Below are 17,994 nucleotides of genomic sequence, written 5' to 3'. Positions count from 1 at the left end.
TCCGTGAACCTTCGCTCACTCAACGATGCTGTTGCATGTTCATGTTTTCAACTGCTATCCAGTGAGCACAAACGCGCATTCTCGGATCCACCCGCCCTCGGGCTCACAATCTGCCCCATCTACCAGACTTGAGACGCCGATGCCGCTCGTGAACACCCCGCCGTCCGACCTGTCCGGCGCGGACTGCGTCGTCGCGCTCGATGTCGGCGGCACCGACATCAAGGGCGGCGTGGTCGACGCGGGCGGCAACCTGGTCTACTCCGAGCGGCGGCCCACCGGCCGGACCGCGGGCCCCAACGCGGTGGTCGGGGGCATCGTCGACTTCGCCGCCGCGCTGCGCGAGCGGGCGGTCGAGCTGGGTGGCGTGCCGCGGGCGGCGGGCGTCGTGGTGCCGGGGATCGTGGACGATCCGGCGGGGGTCGCGGTGTGGTCGGCCAGCATCCAGTGGCGCGAGGTGCCGCTGCGCTCGTTGATCGCGGACCGGCTCGGCCTACCGGCGGCTTTGAGCCACGACGTGCGCACCGGCGCGCTGGCCGAGGGTCGACTCGGCGCGGGACGCGACTGCGACAACTTCCTGTTCGTGGCGATCGGCACCGGGCTCGCCTCGGTGCTGGTGCTCAACGGCCGCCCCTACCCGGGCGCGCACGGACAGGCGGGCGAGATCGGCCACATCACCGTGCGTCCGGGCGGCGGCCGGTGCACCTGCGGGGCGGTGGGCTGTCTGGAGGCGCACTTCTCCGGGCCCGCCATCGCGCACGCGTTCGCCGAGGCCGCGCCGGGCGACGACCCGCCGCTGAGCGCGGCCCAGGTGGTCGCCCGGGTGGCGGCCGGGGACACCGTCGCGGCGGCTGTGTGGGGCCAGGGCCTGTCCGCGTTCGCGGACGGTCTGCTCACCGGACTCGCCCTGTACGACCCGAAGTTGCTGGTGATCGGCGGCGGGCTCTCGCTCGCCGGGGAACAACTGTTCAACCCCTTGCGGACGTTGCTCGCCGAGCGCGCCGTGGTCCAACACGTGCCGCCGCTGGTGACCGCGGCGCTCGGGGACGAGGCCGGTTGCCGCGGCGCCGGCCTGATCGCGTGGGACACCTTGGAGGTGCGCGGGTGACGGTGCTCGGCAATGCGCGAGTGGTGCTGCCCTCCGGGGTGGTCGAAGGCGCTTCGGTGGGCGTGGTGGGTGATCGGATCGCCTTTGCGGGTCCGGGACTTCCGGATGGCCCCGAGGCGGTGGTCGACGTCGGGGGCGGTTGGATCGTGCCCGGCTTCGTGGACATGCACGTGCACGGCGGCGGTGGTGGTTCGTACACCTCCGGCGATCCCGACGAGGCGCTGCGAGTGGCCGAATTCCATCGCTCGCACGGCACCACGACCACGGTCGCGAGTCTGGTCACCGCCTCCCCGGCGGAGTTGCTGGCCATCGTCTCCGCGCTCTCCCCGCTCGTGCACGACGGCCGGCTGGCCGGGCTGCACCTGGAGGGCCCGTACCTGAGCGCGGCCCGCTGCGGCGCGCACGATCCGACCCAGTTGCGGTCGCCGGACCGGGACGAGGTCACCGCGCTGCTGAAGGCGGGCAGCGGCGCGATCCGGATGGTCACCCTGGCTCCCGAACTGCCCGGCGGCGTCGAGTTGGTGCGTCGACTGGCCGACGAGGGGGTGATCGCGGCGGTGGGGCACACCGACGGCACCCACCGCGAGACGCGCGCGGCGCTGGCCGCGGGCGCGAGCGTGGCCACCCACCTGTTCAACGCGATGCGCAGCGTGCACCACCGCGAGCCGGGACCGGTCACCGCGCTGCTCCAGGACAGCGACGCGGTGGTCGAGTTGATCAACGACGGCGTGCACCTGCACTCCAGCGTGGTCAACCTGGCGTACGCGAGCGCGGGCCCGGACCGGGTCGCCTTCATCACCGACGCGATGGGCGCCGCCGGCATGCCGGACGGCGTGTATCCGCTGGGCGTGATGACCGTGGACGTGGTCGACGGCGTGGCCCGGCTGGCCGACGGCGACTCGATCGCGGGCAGCACGCTCACCCTGGACGGGGCGCTGCGCAACAGCGTCGCGGGCGGCCTGCCGATCGTCGACGTGGTGCGTTCGTTGTCCGCGACGCCCGCCCGGGCGCTGGGCATCGCCGATCGGGTCGGCACCCTGGAGCCGGGCAAGCGGGCCGACCTGGTGGTGCTCGACGACGCGCTGCGGGTGCGCGCGGTGATGGCCGGCGGCACGTGGGTGGACCACCGCCGGCCCTGATCGCCCGGCCGTCGCCCGGACCCGCCGCCTCGAAGTCGGGGCGGCGGGGCCTCAGTTGGGCGGGTAGCGCTTGGCCCAGAAGGTCTCGCCGGCGTCCGGCCCGTGCAGCGTGGTGCCCTGCGTCATCTCCATCGCGAAGTCGTCGGCCAACTCCAGGATGGCGCCGCGGCCCTCCAACTCGGCGACCAGGTCGGCGGGCAGCACGGTGTCGCCGTGCATCGCGCCCAGCAGGTTGCCGCAGATCGACCCGGTCGAGTCGCTGTCGCCGCCGTGGTTGACCGCGAGCAGCAGTCCGGTGCGCATGTCCGGCGCCACCAGCGCGCAGTACAGCCCGATCGACAGCGCCTCCTCGGCCGTCCAGCCCTGGCCCAGCGCCTCGACCCGCTCCGCCGACGGCACACCGGCGCGCACCGCGGCCAGCGCCGCCTCGATCGCGCTCGCCGTCTCGGCGTGCTCGGGACGGGCCTTGACCAGATCCAGCGCCACCCGCACGCCCTCCTCCAGCGGCGCGCCCTGCATCACCGCGTGCACGATCACCGCGAACGCGCCCGCCGAGAGGTAGCCGGTGGGGTGACCGTGCGTCAGGACCGCGCATTCCACCGCGAGTTGGAAGACCAGCTCGGGTCGCCAGCCGACCAGCAGGCCGAACGGCGCCGAGCGCATCACCGCCCCGCAGCCCTTGGATTCGGGGTTCTTGGGCCGCTCCAGCGTGCCCATCACGCTCTCGTCCTCCAGGCCGCGCAGACAGGCGGACCCGGGCGCGCGCGAGCTGTACAGCCACTCCTCGCGGACCAGCCAGCCCTCGTCCTTGCGCTCGTCCGGACCCCACTCGCTCTGGGTCGCCTTCCAGCGCAGATACGCGCCGTGCAGGTCGGTCGGCGGATGCCAGGCCCCGGTGTCGCGCCGCACGTGCGCGCGGATCAGGCCCTCCACCGTGAACAACGTCATCTGCGTGTCGTCGGTGATCGCGCCGTGCCGGTGATACGCCGTCACGTAACCCGCGACGCCGTCGGCTCCGTGTTGTGCGCGGATCTCCGCGAGACTGAGGAACTCGATGCCCGCGCCGAGCGCGTCACCGATCGCCCCCGCGACCAGGCACCCCCGTACCCGGGCCCGAAAGTCCTGCAACCGGTCTCTGGACCAGAGTGCGGCCATGTGTGTGCTCCCCTCCCCCGACACCCCACCGCAGCGTACCGGCGGCCGGTCGTCCAGGGGTCGTACACGCGTCCGACGGCGTGCGGCATCGTACGGACCCCGGGGGCGACGGGTCGCCCCCGGGGTGTGCGTGTGCTCAGTTGCTCAGGATCGGCAGCATGATCTTCTCCACCTCGGCGTCGTGTCGACGGGCCACCTCCTGGCGCTCGGCGCTCACCTCGCCGTAGGTGGTGGTGCGCTGCCGGGCGCGCCGGCCGAGCGAGGCGGCCATCGCCTCCAGTTCGGCGATCGACTTCTTGGAGCCGTTGTCGGCGCCCGCCATCCGGGAGATGGTCTCCTCCATGAGCGTGCCGCCCATGTCGTTCGCGCCGCCTTCGAGCATCAGGTTGGTGCCCTCGACGCCGAGCTTGACCCAGCTCGTCTGGATGTTGTCGATCTTGCCGTGCAGCAGGATCCGGGCCATCGCGTGCACGGCCCGGTTGTCCCGCAGGGTCGGCCCCGGGCGCGCGATGCCGGCCAGGTAGACCGGCGCGTTGGTGTGCACGAACGGCAGCGTGACGAACTCGGTGAAGCCGCCCGTCTCGTCCTGGATCCGGCCGAGCAGGCGCAGGTGGCCCAGCCAGTGCGAAGGCGTGTCCACGTGGCCGTACATCATTGTCGAGGAGCTGCGGATGCCCAGCTCGTGTGCGGTACTGACCACCTCGACCCAGGTCGCGGCGGGCAGTTTGCCCTTGGTCAGGATCCAGCGCACGTCGTCGTCGAGGATCTCGGCGGCGGTGCCGGGGATGGTGTCCAGGCCCGCCTCCTTGGCGGCGGTCAGCCAGTCGCGGATGGACATCCCGGTCCGGGTCGCGCCGTTGACCACCTCCATCGGCGAGAACGCGTGCACGTGCATGTCCGGGACGCGCTTCTTGACCTCGCGCGCGATATCGAAGTACGCGGTGCCGGGCAGGTCCGGGTGGATGCCGCCCTGCATGCACACCTCGGTCGCGCCGACCGCCCACGCCTGCTCGGCCCGCTCGCCCACCTGGTCCAGGGAGAGGGTGTACGCGTCCGCGTCGGTGCGCCGCTGGGCGAACGCGCAGAAGCGGCAGCCGGTGTAGCAGACGTTGGTGAAGTTGATGTTCCGGTTGACGATGTAGGTGATCTCGTCGCCGTTCACCGAGCGGCGCAAGTCGTCTGCGATCCGGGCCAGTTCGTCCATCGCGACGCCGTCGCAGTGAAACAGGGCGAGGGCCTGGTCGTCGGTCAGCCGGGTCGGGTCGGCGGCGGCCCGGGCCAGGGCCGCCTTGACCTCCGAGTCGAGCCGGACCACCGATCCCGTGGCGCTGTCGGCGACCTGTTCGCGCAGCGACTCCCAGTCCCCGTACACGTTGTCGAAGTCGTCCCGGCGGTCGCCGGTGCGGCCGACGGTGTCGATCGTCACGTGCAGGTCGGTGCGCCCGCTCGCGGCGGCGAAGATGTCCTCGGGCTCCTGCCAGGGCAGCCCCTCGGGGCACTTGCCCTCGATCGCCAGCCCGGTCTCCGGCTCGGCCAACGCCCGCACGTGCGGCAACACCCGCGGGTCCAGCCACGGTTCGCCGCGCTGGATCACCTCGGGGTAGACGTTGAGCCGCTCGCGCAGCGTGAAGCCCGCCTCGGCGGTCCGGGCCGCCAGGAACTCGACCTGCGGCCAGGCGAGTTCGGGGTTGACGTGGTCGGGGGTCAGCGGTGACACGCCGCCCCAGTCGTCGATGCCGGCCGCGATCATCAGCGCGTACTCCTCGCCGATCAGGTTCGGCGGCGCCTGCACTCGCATCTGCGGCCCGAGCACGATCCGGGTCACGGCGATCGCGGCGGCCAACTCGATCAGGTCGGCGTCCGGCGTCGAGCGCATCGCGGTGTCCGGCTTGGCCCGGAAGTTCTGCACGATGACTTCCTGGATCGAGCCGTACTGCCGGGCGACCTTGCGCATCGCGAAGATCGACTCGGCCCGCTCGGTCATGTTCTCGCCGATGCCGATCAGCAGGCCGGTGGTGAACGGGACGTTCGAGCGCCCGGCGTCCTCCAGCACCCGCAGCCGCACGGCCGGTTCCTTGTCCGGCGAGCCGTGGTGCGGGCCGCCGGGCTCGGACCACAGCCGGGTCGCGGTGGTCTCCAGCATCATCCCCATCGACGCGCTGACCGGCTTGAGCCGCTGGAAGTCGGTCCAGGACAGCACCCCGGGGTTGAGGTGCGGCAGCAGACCGGTCTCCTCCAGGACCCGGATGGACATCGCCCGCACGTACGCGAGCGTGTCGTCGTACCCGTGCGCGTCCAGCCACTCGCGGGCCTCGGGCCAGCGGTCCTCGGGCCGGTCGCCGAGCGTGAACAGGGCTTCCTTGCAACCGAGCGCGGCGCCGTCGCGGGCGATCTCGAGCACCTCGTCCGGGCTGAGGAACATCCCGTGGCCCTCGCGCCGAAGCTTGCCGGGCACGGTGACGAAGGTGCAGTAGTTGCAGCGGTCGCGACACAGCCGGGTCAGCGGGATGAACACTTTTCGGCTGTAGGTGATCACCCCGGCACGCCCGACGGCCGCCAACCCGGCGTCGCGCACGCGTGCGGCGGATCGGCTCAGGTCCTCCAGGTCCGCGTCCCGCGCGTGCAGGAGCACGGCTGCTTCCGAGACGTCGAGCATGACCCCGTCTCGGGCTCGCCGCAGCGCACGCCGCATCGAACTCTCGGTGGGACGTCCCTCGTTGGGGGTCGGGGTCATGCGACACCTCGCTGTCGTCGCTGTTGCTCGGGCCGGATCGGCGGGCCGACCGCACCTCGTACGCGCCGACCCAACCGACAAACGGGAGCCGACGCGACGTCGCCCCCCGAACGGACCAAGCGTAGGCGCGCACGATCGAGGCCATTGCGACTCGTGTCGCACGTCACGTAGGTGCGACAGCCCCGACAAACTCCGGTTGCCGCTACGGCGATGAGCCGGTCACCCGGGCCGGTGCCCACCCGACGACCTCGGCGTTCATGCCCTGTACCGACAGGTCGGCACTGTGCCGTTCGGGTGATCTTGTCGCGACTCGATCGTTGGAGGGTTCGGACCGGAAAGGGCCGTGCCGGTGGTCGTGGAGAGTGTCACAATCGGGGCAGGTCGGGGCGACACGAAGGCGGTGCTACGAATGGCGGCTCTCCCCGCGCAGTCGCACGTCCAGCCCTGGACTGTGGACGAATGGATCGCACTCAACGAGGCATCACCGGACGGCAGCCGATACGAGCTTGTCGACGGGAGCGTGCTGATGAGCCCGCCGCCATCCATGCAGCACCAGTTCGCGGGTGACCAACTCAGGATGTTCCTGCACGCCGCGGCACCGCCCGACCTCGTCGCGGTCACCGCGTCCGGCATCCCGATGGGGAATCAAACCGGCCTGATCCCGGACGTGCTCGTCGTCGATCGTTGCACTCTCGCGGACGGGGTCAAGATGCCCGATCCGTCGCAGGTCCACCTGGTCGTCGAAATCGTCTCGCCGTCGACGACCACGACCGACCGCACGCTGAAGCCCGCCAAGTACGCCGCTGCCGGCATCCTGCACTTTTGGCGCCTGGAGACGGCACGGTTTCGCGGACTCGGTCTCGATCGACTCCCGGTGCTGTTCGTCTACACGCTCGACGCCGAAGGCGAGTACCAACTGACCCGTCGCCTCGCGGCGGGCATCACCACTCGAATCCAGGAACCCTTCCCGCTCGAACTGGACCCCGCCGACCTCGTCGCGTAGACCGCCCTCGCGCGCTTCGCCGCCGGACATGGGGCGGCGGCGTACGGGAGGACCCCCGTACGCCGCCGAGTCTCGTGGTGGGTCAGACCGAGACGGTGACCGTGTCCTTGCCGGAGCGCAGCAGCGTGCCGTTGGCGGCGCCCGTGGTCTGTCCGTCGCGGATGGTCTCCACGCCGTTGACCCGGACGCTGACCACGCCGGTGGACTCGCTCGTCAGGCGGGCGCTGTCACCGGGCATGTCGTGCATCAGCCGGGCCGGGCCGGAGCCGACGGTGGCCGGGTCGAACAGGACCAGGTCGGCGTGGAAGCCCTCGGCGATCCGGCCGCGGTCGACCAGGCCGAACAGCTCGGCGGGCTCGGTGGTGAGCATCTGCACGGCGCGTTCCAGGGAGACCAGCTTGCGGCCGCGGAGCATGTCGCCGAGGAAGCGGGTGGTGTAGGTGGCGCCGCACATCCGGTCCAGGTGTGCGCCGGCGTCGGAGCCGCCCAGGATCACGTGCTCGTTGTCCCAGACCTGCTGGCGCAGGTCCCACGAAGCCTGGTCGTTGTCGGTCGGCATCGGCCACAGGATCGTGCGCAGGTCGTCGTTGATGCAGATCTCCAGGAGCGTCCAGAAGTCGTCCTGGCCGCGCTCCTTGGCGATGTCCGCGACGATGCGGCCGGACAGGCCCTCGTTCGCCTCGGAGTAGGTGTCGCCGATGACGTAGCGGCCGAAGTCCGCGAGCCGACGGAACACGCCCGCCTCGGGGCTGTCCGCGTTGCGCAGCATCTCCGCGCGCACCTCGGGGTCGCGCAGCTTCGCGATCCGCTCGGGGACCGGCAGCGACAGGATCGGGCCCCAGCCCGGCATCAGGTTGAGCGCGCAGTAGTTCAGGAACGACATGTTCATCGGGACCAGGACCGGCATGGTCAGGATCACGATCCGACCGCCCGCCTCCTTGGCCTTCTCCGACGCGTAGATCTGCCGCGGCGCACGATCGGGCGCCGCGGCGTCGACCGTGAGCACGTTCCAGTTCATCGGCCGGCCGGCCGTGGTGGTCATCTTGACCAGCAGGTCGATCTCCTCGTCGGAGAACTGGTCCAGACAGCCGGCGACGATGACCTCCAACTGGGTGCCCTCGTGCTTGCCGACCTCCTCGCACAGCGCGAGGATCTCGGCCGGCGTCGCGGCCCGCGACGGCACCGGGTTCCCGTCGCCGTCGGTGTGGTTGGACTGGCCGGTGGAGAAGCCGAGCGCGCCGGCGTCCATCGCCTTGCCCAGTTCGGTCACCATCGCCGCGACCTGCTCGGGCGTGGCCTCCTTGCCGACCGAGTCGGCGCCCATCACGTAGCGGCGGATCGCGCAGTGCCCGGCCATGAAGCCGGCGTTCACCGCGATCCGGCCCTCCAGCTTGTCCAGGTACTGGGCGAACGTCTCCCAGCTCCAGTCCACGCCGTTCTCCAGCGCGGGCAGCGCCATGCCCTCGACCTTGGCCATCATCCGCCGGGTGTAGTCGGCGTCCTCGGCCTTGAGCGGCGCGAGCGTGAAGCCGCAGTTGCCGCCGATGATCGTGGTCACGCCGTGGTTGACCGAGGGCGTGGCGTACGGGTCCCAGTGCAGTTGGGCGTCGTAGTGGGTGTGCGGGTCGACGAACCCGGGAGCCAGGATCAGCCCCTCGGCGTTCTCGGTGCTCGCGGCCTCTTCGGTTATGCCGCCGGCGGGGGTGACCGCGACGATCCGTCCGTCCCTGATGCCCACGTCACCCAGGAAGGACGGCGCGCCCGTCCCGTCGACGACGGTGGCTCCGGTGATGACGTGATCCAGCATGGCGAAGCTCCTTCTGCCCTCGGTGTTGCCCGCGAACGCAGCCGTCGCATGCCTGCGCATACCCGACCCCGCCCACCCACGAAACTGATGGTACGTCAGATGTACCAGGTCGCCAGGGGTCGACACGGGATGAGACGGGGCTCACCCGAGTCATGCCGTACGGGCATATCGAGGGGTGGCGTCGAGGCGGCAAACGACCCCGCCGCCTCACGACCGACCACCCCGACTCGAAGCACCGGCTGGATCTCGGCGCTACCCGCCCTTGCGGCCGGCGCCGGCCTTCCCGCAGCTCTTCGCGACGACGCGCTCTTGTTGCTGTCGGCTCAGTCGGACGCGATGGATGCCGCACTTGCCGCAGCCGCACGAGCGGGCGATGCGGACGCCGACGCCATACGGCGGACCCTGATCCGGGGTAGGGCTCGCGTCCCGGTCGACGCTCCCCCGACCGAGCTTCCGGCGCGGCTCCATCTGGATAGTGTCGGGCGAGAACTCACGGTCCCGTCACCGGCCGCGTGTACGACGACGACGAAAACCCCGGCATCGTCGACACCGACCTCGCCGCCTTCGCCGAATTCCTCCTGCGCGTCGTGGAAACCGACGATCGACGCTCCACCGAGGAACCCGGCCGGACCGAAGCCGGCAAGGAATTACGGGCCTGGCTTGCCGCGCTCGACCCGGCCCCGTTTGCCGACGACGCATCCTCGTTCCGGGATGACCTGCTCCACGACTTCACCGAAGGCGTCCGGCCCTGACCCGAACCGGCGCCGAGCGCTTGGCGGCCGCTTTCAGAAGAGCTTCACGCCGGCCATCCAGCCGCCGTCGACGACGATGTGGGTGCCGGTCATGTACGAGCTGTCGGCGCTCGTCAGGAACAGGGCGGCGGTGGCGATCTCGTCCGGCTCGCCGATTCGGGCCAGAGGTATGCCGCCGAAGACCTCGCTCACCGGGTCCGGCTCGCCCGGCGCCGGGGTCGGTGCGGTCAGGCCGTCGATGTCGGCCGGGTTGGTCATCGGCGTCCGGACGCCGCCCGGGCAGATCGCGTTCACCCGGATCCCCGGTCCGGCCTCCAGGGCGGCCACGCGGGTCATCGCGAGCACCGCGCCCTTGGTGGAGGCGTACGCGACCAGGCCCTCCATGCCGGCCAGGCCCGCGTAGGACGCGATGTTCACGATGGTTCCCGGTCCACCCGCCGCGCGGAGCGCGGGCAGTGCGGTCTTCATGCCCAGGAACGTGCCGAGCTGGTTCACCTCGACGATCCGCAGGTATGCCGCCCGGGACATCTCCTCGATCGGGTCGAAGGCCAGGATCCCGGCGTTGTTGACCAGACCGTCGAGGCTGCCGAAGGCGTCGACGGCGGTGTGTACCGCGCGCTGCCAGTCGTCCTCGTTCGACACGTCCAAGTGCACGTAGCGGGCCGCGTCGCCGATCTCCTTCGCCGCCGCCTCGCCCGCCTCGTCCAGGATGTCGGCGAGGACGACCCGCGCCCCCTCGGCCGCGAACAGGCGGGCCTCCACGACTCCCTGGCCACGTGCCGCGCCGGTGATCAGGACCACCCTGCCGTCCAGCTTGCCCATGCGAACTTCCCTTCTCGGAACGGAGACTGATGAAGCGTCAGAGCGTCGTGCGGTCGGGCGCGTGGTGCGCGGGGGGCGGTGCGTGTCGGCGCGTGGCGCGTCGTGTGCGGATCCGGGTGCGCGAGCCCCGCAGGCCCGGGGTGCGGGCGGTCCGGGGTGCGCAGGCCGGGGTGAGCGTTGCGGTCAGGACAGGTTCGGGGCCACCTCGGCGGCGAACAGGGCGATCTGGTCCAGCAGTTCGGCCAGGTCGCGGCTGCGGAAGCGGACCTGGATCTGGTTCGCGCCCTGCTCGCCGTACCAGCGCAGCGACTCGGCCAGCTTGTCCGGGCTGCCGGTGAGGGTGTTGGCGCCGACGTCCCAGCCGGCCTCGCCGACGTAGAGCAGCTCGGTGATCGCGCCGATGTCCAGCCGCTCGTCGGCGCGGCCGACCTCCTCCTGGTAGCGGCGCAGCTCGGCGAGCTGGTCGGGGTAGGTCGCGCGCGGGCTGCCCTGCGGCAGCCAGCCGTCGCCGTACCTGGCCACCCGCTTGAGCGCCGCGCCCGCCGAGCCGCCGATCCAGATCGGCGGACGGGGGGTCTGCACCGGACGCGGCAGCGCGCCCATGTCCTGCACCTGCCAGCGCTCGCCCGCGAAGGTCACGTATTCGTCCCGCAGTGCGAGGTCGAGCAGTTCCAACGCCTCGTTGAGCGCCTTGCCCCGGGTCTTGAAGTCCACCCCGAGCATCTCGAACTCGGCCTCGACGTGTCCCGCGCCCGCGCCGACGATCGCCCGGCCCTTGGAGATCCGGTCCAGCGTCGCGAACGCCTTGGCCGACATCATCGGGTGCCGGTAGGCGAGAACCGACACGTGACTGATCAGTCGGATCCGCTCGGTGATGCCCGCGAGCCAGCCGAGGGTGGTCATCGTGTCCCACCACTCGGTGCCCATCGCGCCGGCGTGGCTGCGCGGGATCGCGGTGTGGTCGCAGACCGCGATGTAGGCGAAGCCGGCCCGGTCGCAGGCTTGCGCGATCGCGGCCAGTTCGTCCGGTCCCGAGGTCTCCTCCCATGCCTCCGCGTACAGCTTGCTCTGCGACTGGATGGGCAGCTGCATGCCGACGTGCAGGGTGCCCGGGGGCAGGATCGCGGCCATGGAAGTGCCTCCGAGGGATCGAGGGGGATCGTTGGACTGTGGCGAACGCGTGTCACATACTCCGATCTAACGGGTCGTCAGACAAGGCCGAAGTACCGCTCCTGGAGGAACCGGACCGTGATCAACACCACCGACCCAAGCATCGACGAGGCCGAGGTGCGGATGCGACTGGAGGTCGAGGAGGCCACCGGAATCGCGGTGCTGACGCTGTGTCGACCGGACAAGTTGAACGCGTGGAGCTGGGAGGCCACCCGGCAATTGGGCATCATGGCCGACCGGATCCGCTTCGACGAGCGGGTCCGGGTGGTGCTGTTGCGGGCCGAGGGACGGGCGTTCTGCGCGGGCATCGACGTGACCGCGCCCGGCGGCGCGATCACCGGGCGCTCGGGCGCCGAGCGCACCCGCAACTACTACGAGGGGCTGCGCTGGGTACACGAGCGCTTTCGCACCTTCGCCCGGCTGCCGCAGCCGGTGATCGCCGCCGTGCAGGGCTACTGCCTGGGCTTCGGCTTCGAGCTCGCGCTGATGGCGGACATCCGGATCGCGGCCGACGACGCAAGGTTCGCGCTGCCCGAGGCGCAGATCGGCGTCGCGGTGGACGCGGGCGGCGACATCCGGATCGCCCGGGAGGCGGGCGCGGGCTGGGCCAAGCTGCTGTCGCTGACCGGCCGCCGGATCGACGCGGCCCTCGCCGCGCGCCTGAACCTGGTCCAGGAGGTGGTCCCGGTCGCCGACCTCGACCACACCGCCCGCACCCTCGCCGAGGAAATCGCCGCCAACGCCCCCCTGGCCGTCCAGGGCATCAAACGCAGCATCGACACCTTCGCCGACGCCAACCTCGACGCGGCCCTGGGCCTGACCGCAATGTCCGCAGCCCTGACCCTGGTCTCCGAAGACTCGACAGCCGGCTACGCAGCCAAAGCGGCCCGCAAACCGGCCCACTTCGAGGGCAAGTAACACCCGCCCCACCTTCGAGTCCACCCCAGCCGACCCAACCCCCAAACGCCGGCCGAACCAATCCAGCCCGGCCGGCGTTTGAGGCCAAACAGCCCCGCCGGCGTTTGAGGCGAACCAGCCCGGCCGGCGCATGAGGCCACCCCAGCCAACCCAACACGCAACGCCGGCCGAACCAATCCAGCCCGGCCCGCGCATGAGGCCAACCCCGGCCCCGCGTCAGCGACGCGCCGCCTCCTCCGCAGCCCTCGCCCGAAGCTCGAACTTCAGCACCTTCCCGCCCGGATTCCGCGGCAACTCGCTGACGAACTCCACCGCCCGAGGCACCTTGTAGTTCGCCATCTCCTGCCGGCAGAACGCGATGACCTCCTCGGCCGTGACCTCCGCCCCCGGCCGCAACAGCAGGTACGCCTTGCCCACCTCGCCCATCCGCGCGTCCGGCACACCGACCACCGCGGCCTCCGAGATCGCCGGGTGCCCCGCAAGTACCGACTCGATCTCCGCCGGGTAGGCGTTGAAGCCGCCGACGATGAACATGTCCTTGATCCGGTCGGTGATCCGCAGGTTGCCCTGCTCGTCCAACACGCCCACGTCGCCCGTGTGCAGCCAGCCCTCGGCGTCGATCGCCTTGGCGGTCTCCTCCGGGTCCTCGAAGTAGCCCTTCATCACGTTGTAACCACGCACCCACACCTCGCCGGACTCGCCGACCGGCGTCGGCTTGCCGTCCGCGTCCGTGGTGATCACCTCGACGCCGGGAATGGCCCGCCCCGAGGTGGACGAGATCACCTCGGCCGAGTCGCCCTGCCGGCACATGGTGGCCGTGCCACACGACTCGGTCAGCCCGTACGCGGTGAGCACCGAGTCGAAGCCCAGTTCCTGCGCCATCCGGGTGACCAGGGACAACGGCACCGCCGCCGCGCCGGTGACCGCGAGCCGCAGCGAGGACAGGTCGTACTTGCCGGCCCCCTCGCGCGCCACCGCGTCCAGGAGCGAGGTGTAGATCGTCGGCGCGCCCGGCAGCACGGTGACCCTCTCCTGCTGGATCACCGCCAACGTGGCGTCGGTGTCGAAGACCGCCTGCGGAATCATCGTGGCGCCCTTGATCAGGCTCGCGATGATCCCCGCCTTGTACCCGAAGGTATGGAAGAACGGGCTGACGATCAGGTACCTGTCGCCCTCGACGACCCCGACCACCGACGCCCACGTGTCGAACACGCGCAACGTCTGCGCCTGGGTGGTCATCACGCCCTTGGGCTGCCCGGTGGTTCCGGAGGTGAAGATGATGTCGCCGATGTCGTCGGGGGTGACGCTCGCCTTGCGGGCGTCCACCTCGGCGGCGGTGATCCGGTCGCCGCCGGTCAGGAAGTCCGTCCACGCGATGCAGTCGTCCGGCGCGGTGTCGGCCAGCACGACCACCCGTTCCAGCTCGGGCAGGTCCGCGAACGCCCGGCCCTCCGCCGCCCCGCCGGCCGCCTGGCGCAGCATGCCGACGTAGGACGAGCCGAGGAACGTGCCCGAGACGAACAACAGCTTGGCGTGCGTCCTGGCCAGCACGTACTTGGCCTCGGCGCCCTTGTACCGGGTGTTCATCGGCACCACGACCGCGCCCGCGGTCAGCGCGCCGAGCGCGGACACGATCCAGTCCAGCGCGTTCGGCGCCCAGATGCCCACCCGGTCGCCCTTGTGCACGCCCGCCGCGATGACCGCGGCGGCGGCACGCCGTACGCGGTCCCGCAGTTCCGCGTAATCGACCCGTACATTGCCGTCCACCACGGCCTCACGGTCACCGAAGCGGTCCGCCGCGCTGTCGACGAGGGCAGGGATGCTCCCCCACTCAAGGTCCCCTTGCATGATCGCTCCCGGAGAGGCCAGAGGTTGATTGAACCTGACGGTACGTCAGATCATGGCGGCGTGGGAAGCGGCAGCACGGGGATCGAGACGCAGACCACCGCGACACGGTGGTCACCGATGATTGAGGGTTGAGGCATGCGCAAGTTCGAGACGCTGGGCTACGAGCAGGAGAACGGCGTCGCGTGGGTGACGTTGAACCGCCCGAACCGGCACAACGCGTTCGACATCACCATGATCGACGAACTGCACTCGCTCTGGCGTGAGCTGCGGCACGACGACGATGTGCGGTGTGTGGTGCTCACCGGCGCTGGCGACAAGGCGTTCTGTACCGGCATCGATCGGGGCGTGGACATCCCGCAACCGTCGTCGCCGTACATGATGGACGACCCGATGCTCAAGATCGGACCGAAGTTCTCCGACCTGTGGAAGCCGGTCATCGTCGCGGTGAACGGGATGGCCTGCGGCGGCGCGTTCTACCTGCTGGGCGAGTGCGAATTCGTGATCGCGGCGGAGGAGGCGACCTTCTTCGACCCGCACACCACGTACGGCATGGTGTCCGGCTTCGAGTCGATGCACCTCGCGCAGCGCATGCCGCTCGGCGAGGTCATGCGGCTCACCCTGCTGGGCAACGCCGAGCGGATGAGCGCCAAGCGCGCCTACGAAACCGGATTGGTGTCCCAGGTGGTACCGGCCGCCGAATTGCTCGACACCGCCCGGTGGGCCGCCGAAACCATCGCCTCCTACCCGCCGCACGGCGTCCAGGGCTCGGTGCGCTCCATCTGGGCGGCCCGCGACCTCACCCGCGCCCAGGCCCTGAGCATGGCCCCCCACATGATCGAACTGGGCAACCTCGACTGGTCCGAACAAGCCGGCCTGTTCCAAAACCGCGGCAAGGACTTCCGGGTGCGCTGACCGCGCCGAGAGCCCGGCCCCGCCCCGCATACTCGGGTCGGGGCCACGCCCGCCCCCAACGCACCGGATCGTCATCGAACGGAGTGAAACTGCCGTGCCGGATCGCCCTGACCCCTCGGCGCCCGCCGCAGGCGGATTTCACCCGCTCGTGCGCGCACGCGCTCGGGAAGAAAGCGCCTGGACCAACGAGTTCGGTATTCGCTATTCACTCGACGAGGACCCCACCGAGGTCGGTCCCTTGCAGGCGGCCGAGTACGCCAACGGGACCGGAGCGATCTATGCCAAATACTCCGATTTCCATCGGGACTACTACAAGGACAAGCTGCGCGTGCAGGCCGTGCTCGGTGTCCGGGACGCGGTGATCCTGTTGCTTCGGCGGCTTTCCGGGCGGTTGAGCGACGACGCCGAGGCGACCCTGTGGGTCGAGTCGGCCGACTCGGGGCCCTCCGTCGCCGGGCCGCACCTGCTCGACCGCGTCGCCGCCGAGCAGGTGCGCCTGACCCCCGCCGAACGGCGGCTTGTCGACGACATCGGCGCCGACCCGGCCGGCTTCGGCTCCGCCGCCGAGTTCACCATCGCCCAGGACGACGTGGAGATCCTCTACTACTTCGATCCCACCTCCGTCGAACCCCGGAACGAGATGTCCATCGTCCTGGACGGCCTCGACGACGCCGTCGTCGACACGGCCGCCGAACTGTCGGGTGTGCAACTCGTCGGCCGGGCCTGGCGCGCGCACGCCCAGCACCACTCGCCGCTGCCCCCCACGTGGGTGTACGTGGTGGTGATCGACCTCGACACCGACGCGGTCGCGATCAGACGCCGCCTCGCCGTCATCCGCGACACCGGTCAGCCGTTTCCCTGCCCCGTCGAGGTCGTCGAGGAGGGCAGGGACCTGCCCTACTACCAGGTGGCCGCCCGAGCCCGGGCCAAACGCGTCTGGCCCGAGCACCCGTGGGACCGGGGCATCACGACCCGGCACTGGCTCAACCTCGGATAGGGCCTGTCCCGAATTCGGATCATGTAGTGGGCAAACGCCCGATCTTGAGCTTCGGCCTGTCCGAAGTCACCATCTATGTGGAAAGCCCGAGCGGCAGCGCCTTGCTGGACCGCGAAAAGCAAGTCGCGAAGTTCACCGACACGTTCAATCGTTTGACGGCGCTCGCGCTCGATCCCAAGGAAACAGTGGCCCGTCTGCGGGCCTGCTAAGGAGAGAACCAGATGAACGACACTTCCCCGGCCGCCGACTACATCGCGTCCCTTGCTTGGCGCACTGCCTCCGGTAGCAGCGATCAAGGCGCCTGCGTGGAAGTGGCTCCCCTCACGAACGGGGTGGCGGTACGGGACAGCAAGGATCGGGCCCTCGGCATCCACCGATACCCGCGGGGCGGTTGGGCCGCCTTGCTCGATGCCGTTCGGTGTGGACACCCGTCGATCTGACTGCATCTTGGCTGCTCCGGGGCCGGCCCCGGAGCGGTGCCGGGCCCGCGCCGGCGCGGACGGCCAAAACCCCCGACCCGCGCAAAGACGTGGGTCGGGGGCCTGGCGGACGACGGCCGCCCTGTTGCGTCGTCCGGGTCTCGGAGGCCGGGGGTCAGTACGAAGGAGTCGTGGGGGCCGGCGCCTCGCCCAGCAGGTCGGCTGCGACTCGGTCGCGGTGTTCGCCCGCGTCGCCCCACGCTGTGCCCAGTGCCCAGGCGCGCTTCATGAACAGCTGGAGGTCGTGCTCCTCGGTGTAGCCGATCGCGCCGTGTACCTGGAGGCAGTTGCGGGCCGCCAGGTCGGCCGCCTCGCCCGCGTAGATCTTCGCCATTGACACGTCGCGGTCCGCCGAGGGCAGGTCGCGGGCCAGCGAGTAGGCCGCGCGCAGCACCACCGGGCGGGCGAACTCCAGCTTGATCAGCACGTTGGCCAGGTGGTGCTGGACCGACTGGTGGGTGCCGATCTGCACGCCGCGCTGGACCCGCTGCTTGGCGTAGTCGACCGTCATGTCGAGCATCCGCCGGGTCAGGCCCAGCAGTTGCGCCGCCGCGCCGAGCGCGCCGCGGTTGGCCGCGCGGGCCAGCGCCCGCCGGGCGTCGGAGGCCACCAGGGTCTTGGGCGTCGGCTGGAAACCGACGGTGTAGAGCTTGCGACTGCGGTCGACGGAACGTTGGGCGGTCAGCTCGCAGGCGCTCGGCTCGGTCACGTGCAGTTCGCCGTTGTCCAGCCCGATCACCAGCACGTCGGCGGCGGCGGCCTCGACGGCGAGCCGCCGGCCGGGCAGCAGCACGGACGCGGTGGCCCGGCCGGCCGCGATCTCGGCCAACCACCCGGCGTCGGCCGCGAACTCGGCGAGCAGGCCGACCGCGACCGCCGATTCGAGCAGCGGTTCGGGCAACGCGGCGTAGCCGGTCTCGACCAGCACGGCGGCCAATTCCTCGTCGCCCATGCCCAGGCCGTCGTGCTCCTCGGGGACCACGATGCCGGTCACGCCGACCTTGGCGAGATCGGCCCAGCGCGCGGAGATCGCGCTGTCGGCGGCCCACGCGGCGCGTACGTCGGTGCCGGTGCACCGGTCGGCGAGGAAGTCGCGGACCGTGTCGCGGAACAGTTCCTGGTCTTCGGTGTATGCGAGGCGCATCGTCGGAAT

The 17,994-nt window shown here is 70.8% G+C and carries 16 protein-coding genes; 9 read left to right on the top strand and 7 right to left on the bottom strand.

Features of this window, described 5'->3' with window-relative positions; translation table 11 throughout:
- Positions 1-139 precede the first annotated feature (139 nt).
- Together ACFXMF_RS09375 and nagA are read left to right on the top strand one after the other, a co-directional pair.
- Positions 140-1,105: an ROK family protein gene (locus ACFXMF_RS09375; RefSeq protein ID WP_360316450.1), complete on the top strand. Its 966-nt coding sequence runs from the start codon at positions 140-142 to the stop codon at positions 1,103-1,105.
- Positions 1,102-2,244 carry an N-acetylglucosamine-6-phosphate deacetylase gene (gene nagA, locus ACFXMF_RS09370; RefSeq protein ID WP_360316452.1) on the top strand — a complete coding sequence of 381 codons (1,143 nt, stop codon included), beginning with the start codon at positions 1,102-1,104 and terminating at the stop codon, positions 2,242-2,244. Before ACFXMF_RS09375 ends, nagA begins: the two co-directional genes overlap by 4 nt.
- A gap of 51 nt (positions 2,245-2,295) precedes the next feature.
- On the opposite strand, the gene ACFXMF_RS09365 is transcribed toward nagA, so the two are convergent.
- Positions 2,296-3,399, bottom strand: coding sequence for an ADP-ribosylglycohydrolase family protein (locus ACFXMF_RS09365; RefSeq protein WP_360316454.1), 1,104 nt, complete (start codon positions 3,397-3,399; stop codon positions 2,296-2,298).
- 136 nt (positions 3,400-3,535) lie between these two features.
- The gene (locus tag ACFXMF_RS09360; RefSeq protein WP_360316456.1) at positions 3,536-6,133 is read right to left on the bottom strand and encodes a bifunctional FO biosynthesis protein CofGH; all 2,598 of its coding nucleotides are present in this window, start codon (positions 6,131-6,133) and stop codon (positions 3,536-3,538) included.
- Between the two features lie 409 nt (positions 6,134-6,542).
- Here ACFXMF_RS09360 and ACFXMF_RS09355 point away from each other — a divergent pair, with 409 nt between their 5' ends.
- Positions 6,543-7,136 (top strand): Uma2 family endonuclease, encoded by a 594-nt coding sequence (locus tag ACFXMF_RS09355; protein WP_379990317.1) that lies wholly within the window; start codon positions 6,543-6,545, stop codon positions 7,134-7,136.
- A gap of 82 nt (positions 7,137-7,218) precedes the next feature.
- Here ACFXMF_RS09355 and ACFXMF_RS09350 read toward each other — a convergent pair whose 3' ends face one another.
- Complete coding sequence (locus ACFXMF_RS09350) at positions 7,219-8,943, bottom strand: D-aminoacylase (protein WP_360316460.1); 1,725 nt, start codon at positions 8,941-8,943, stop codon at positions 7,219-7,221.
- Positions 8,944-9,455: 512 nt separating this feature from the next.
- Here ACFXMF_RS09350 and ACFXMF_RS09345 point away from each other — a divergent pair.
- Entirely contained in the window at positions 9,456-9,695 is a 240-nt protein-coding gene (locus ACFXMF_RS09345; RefSeq protein ID WP_379990316.1) for a hypothetical protein, read from the top strand.
- 33 nt (positions 9,696-9,728) lie between these two features.
- Here the strand turns inward: ACFXMF_RS09345 and ACFXMF_RS09340 are convergent, their stop codons facing one another.
- Together ACFXMF_RS09340 and ACFXMF_RS09335 are read right to left on the bottom strand one after the other, a co-directional pair.
- Positions 9,729-10,517 (bottom strand): glucose 1-dehydrogenase, encoded by a 789-nt coding sequence (locus ACFXMF_RS09340; RefSeq protein WP_360316464.1) that lies wholly within the window; start codon positions 10,515-10,517, stop codon positions 9,729-9,731.
- A gap of 183 nt (positions 10,518-10,700) precedes the next feature.
- Positions 10,701-11,648 (bottom strand): TIGR03619 family F420-dependent LLM class oxidoreductase, encoded by a 948-nt coding sequence (locus ACFXMF_RS09335; protein WP_360316466.1) that lies wholly within the window; start codon positions 11,646-11,648, stop codon positions 10,701-10,703.
- A gap of 117 nt (positions 11,649-11,765) precedes the next feature.
- On the opposite strand from ACFXMF_RS09335, the gene ACFXMF_RS09330 reads away from it, so the two are divergent.
- Positions 11,766-12,605 (top strand): enoyl-CoA hydratase/isomerase family protein, encoded by an 840-nt coding sequence (locus tag ACFXMF_RS09330; protein WP_379990315.1) that lies wholly within the window; start codon positions 11,766-11,768, stop codon positions 12,603-12,605.
- A gap of 216 nt (positions 12,606-12,821) precedes the next feature.
- Here ACFXMF_RS09330 and ACFXMF_RS09325 read toward each other — a convergent pair whose 3' ends face one another.
- Positions 12,822-14,453 (bottom strand): FadD3 family acyl-CoA ligase, encoded by a 1,632-nt coding sequence (locus ACFXMF_RS09325; protein ID WP_379990314.1) that lies wholly within the window; start codon positions 14,451-14,453, stop codon positions 12,822-12,824.
- A gap of 135 nt (positions 14,454-14,588) precedes the next feature.
- Between ACFXMF_RS09325 and ACFXMF_RS09320 the strand changes: the two genes are divergently transcribed.
- From ACFXMF_RS09320 to ACFXMF_RS09305, 4 genes are all read left to right on the top strand, one after another.
- Positions 14,589-15,365 (top strand): enoyl-CoA hydratase/isomerase family protein, encoded by a 777-nt coding sequence (locus ACFXMF_RS09320; RefSeq protein WP_379990313.1) that lies wholly within the window; start codon positions 14,589-14,591, stop codon positions 15,363-15,365.
- Between the two features lie 148 nt (positions 15,366-15,513).
- Positions 15,514-16,362, top strand: coding sequence for a hypothetical protein (locus ACFXMF_RS09315; RefSeq protein WP_379990312.1), 849 nt, complete (start codon positions 15,514-15,516; stop codon positions 16,360-16,362).
- A 26-nt stretch (positions 16,363-16,388) separates the two neighbouring features.
- Entirely contained in the window at positions 16,389-16,571 is a 183-nt protein-coding gene (locus tag ACFXMF_RS09310; protein WP_379990311.1) for a Scr1 family TA system antitoxin-like transcriptional regulator, read from the top strand.
- Between the two features lie 12 nt (positions 16,572-16,583).
- Positions 16,584-16,802, top strand: a complete 219-nt coding sequence (locus ACFXMF_RS09305; protein WP_379990310.1) for a DUF397 domain-containing protein — start codon at positions 16,584-16,586, stop codon at positions 16,800-16,802.
- Positions 16,803-16,956: 154 nt separating this feature from the next.
- Here ACFXMF_RS09305 and ACFXMF_RS09300 read toward each other — a convergent pair whose 3' ends face one another.
- Positions 16,957-17,985, bottom strand: coding sequence for an acyl-CoA dehydrogenase family protein (locus tag ACFXMF_RS09300; RefSeq protein ID WP_379990309.1), 1,029 nt, complete (start codon positions 17,983-17,985; stop codon positions 16,957-16,959).
- Positions 17,986-17,994 lie beyond the last annotated feature (9 nt).

This window comes from Embleya sp. NPDC059213, assembly GCF_042754445.1.
Classification (GTDB): domain Bacteria; phylum Actinomycetota; class Actinomycetes; order Streptomycetales; family Streptomycetaceae; genus Embleya.
Note: the sequence above shows the minus strand (reverse complement) of the source record. Positions and strands in the feature narration are given on the sequence as shown.

Coding starts and splice junctions, on each gene's coding strand:
- ACFXMF_RS09375 (WP_360316450.1), top strand. CDS start 140: ATGCCGCTCGTGAACACCCCGCCGTCCGACCTGTCCGGCGCGGACTGC.
- ACFXMF_RS09365 (WP_360316454.1), bottom strand. CDS start 3,399: ATGGCCGCACTCTGGTCCAGAGACCGGTTGCAGGACTTTCGGGCCCGG.
- ACFXMF_RS09360 (WP_360316456.1), bottom strand. CDS start 6,133: ATGACCCCGACCCCCAACGAGGGACGTCCCACCGAGAGTTCGATGCGG.
- ACFXMF_RS09355 (WP_379990317.1), top strand. CDS start 6,543: ATGGCGGCTCTCCCCGCGCAGTCGCACGTCCAGCCCTGGACTGTGGAC.
- ACFXMF_RS09350 (WP_360316460.1), bottom strand. CDS start 8,943: ATGCTGGATCACGTCATCACCGGAGCCACCGTCGTCGACGGGACGGGC.
- ACFXMF_RS09340 (WP_360316464.1), bottom strand. CDS start 10,517: ATGGGCAAGCTGGACGGCAGGGTGGTCCTGATCACCGGCGCGGCACGT.
- ACFXMF_RS09335 (WP_360316466.1), bottom strand. CDS start 11,648: ATGGCCGCGATCCTGCCCCCGGGCACCCTGCACGTCGGCATGCAGCTG.
- ACFXMF_RS09325 (WP_379990314.1), bottom strand. CDS start 14,453: ATGCAAGGGGACCTTGAGTGGGGGAGCATCCCTGCCCTCGTCGACAGC.
- ACFXMF_RS09320 (WP_379990313.1), top strand. CDS start 14,589: ATGCGCAAGTTCGAGACGCTGGGCTACGAGCAGGAGAACGGCGTCGCG.
- ACFXMF_RS09305 (WP_379990310.1), top strand. CDS start 16,584: ATGAACGACACTTCCCCGGCCGCCGACTACATCGCGTCCCTTGCTTGG.
- ACFXMF_RS09300 (WP_379990309.1), bottom strand. CDS start 17,985: ATGCGCCTCGCATACACCGAAGACCAGGAACTGTTCCGCGACACGGTC.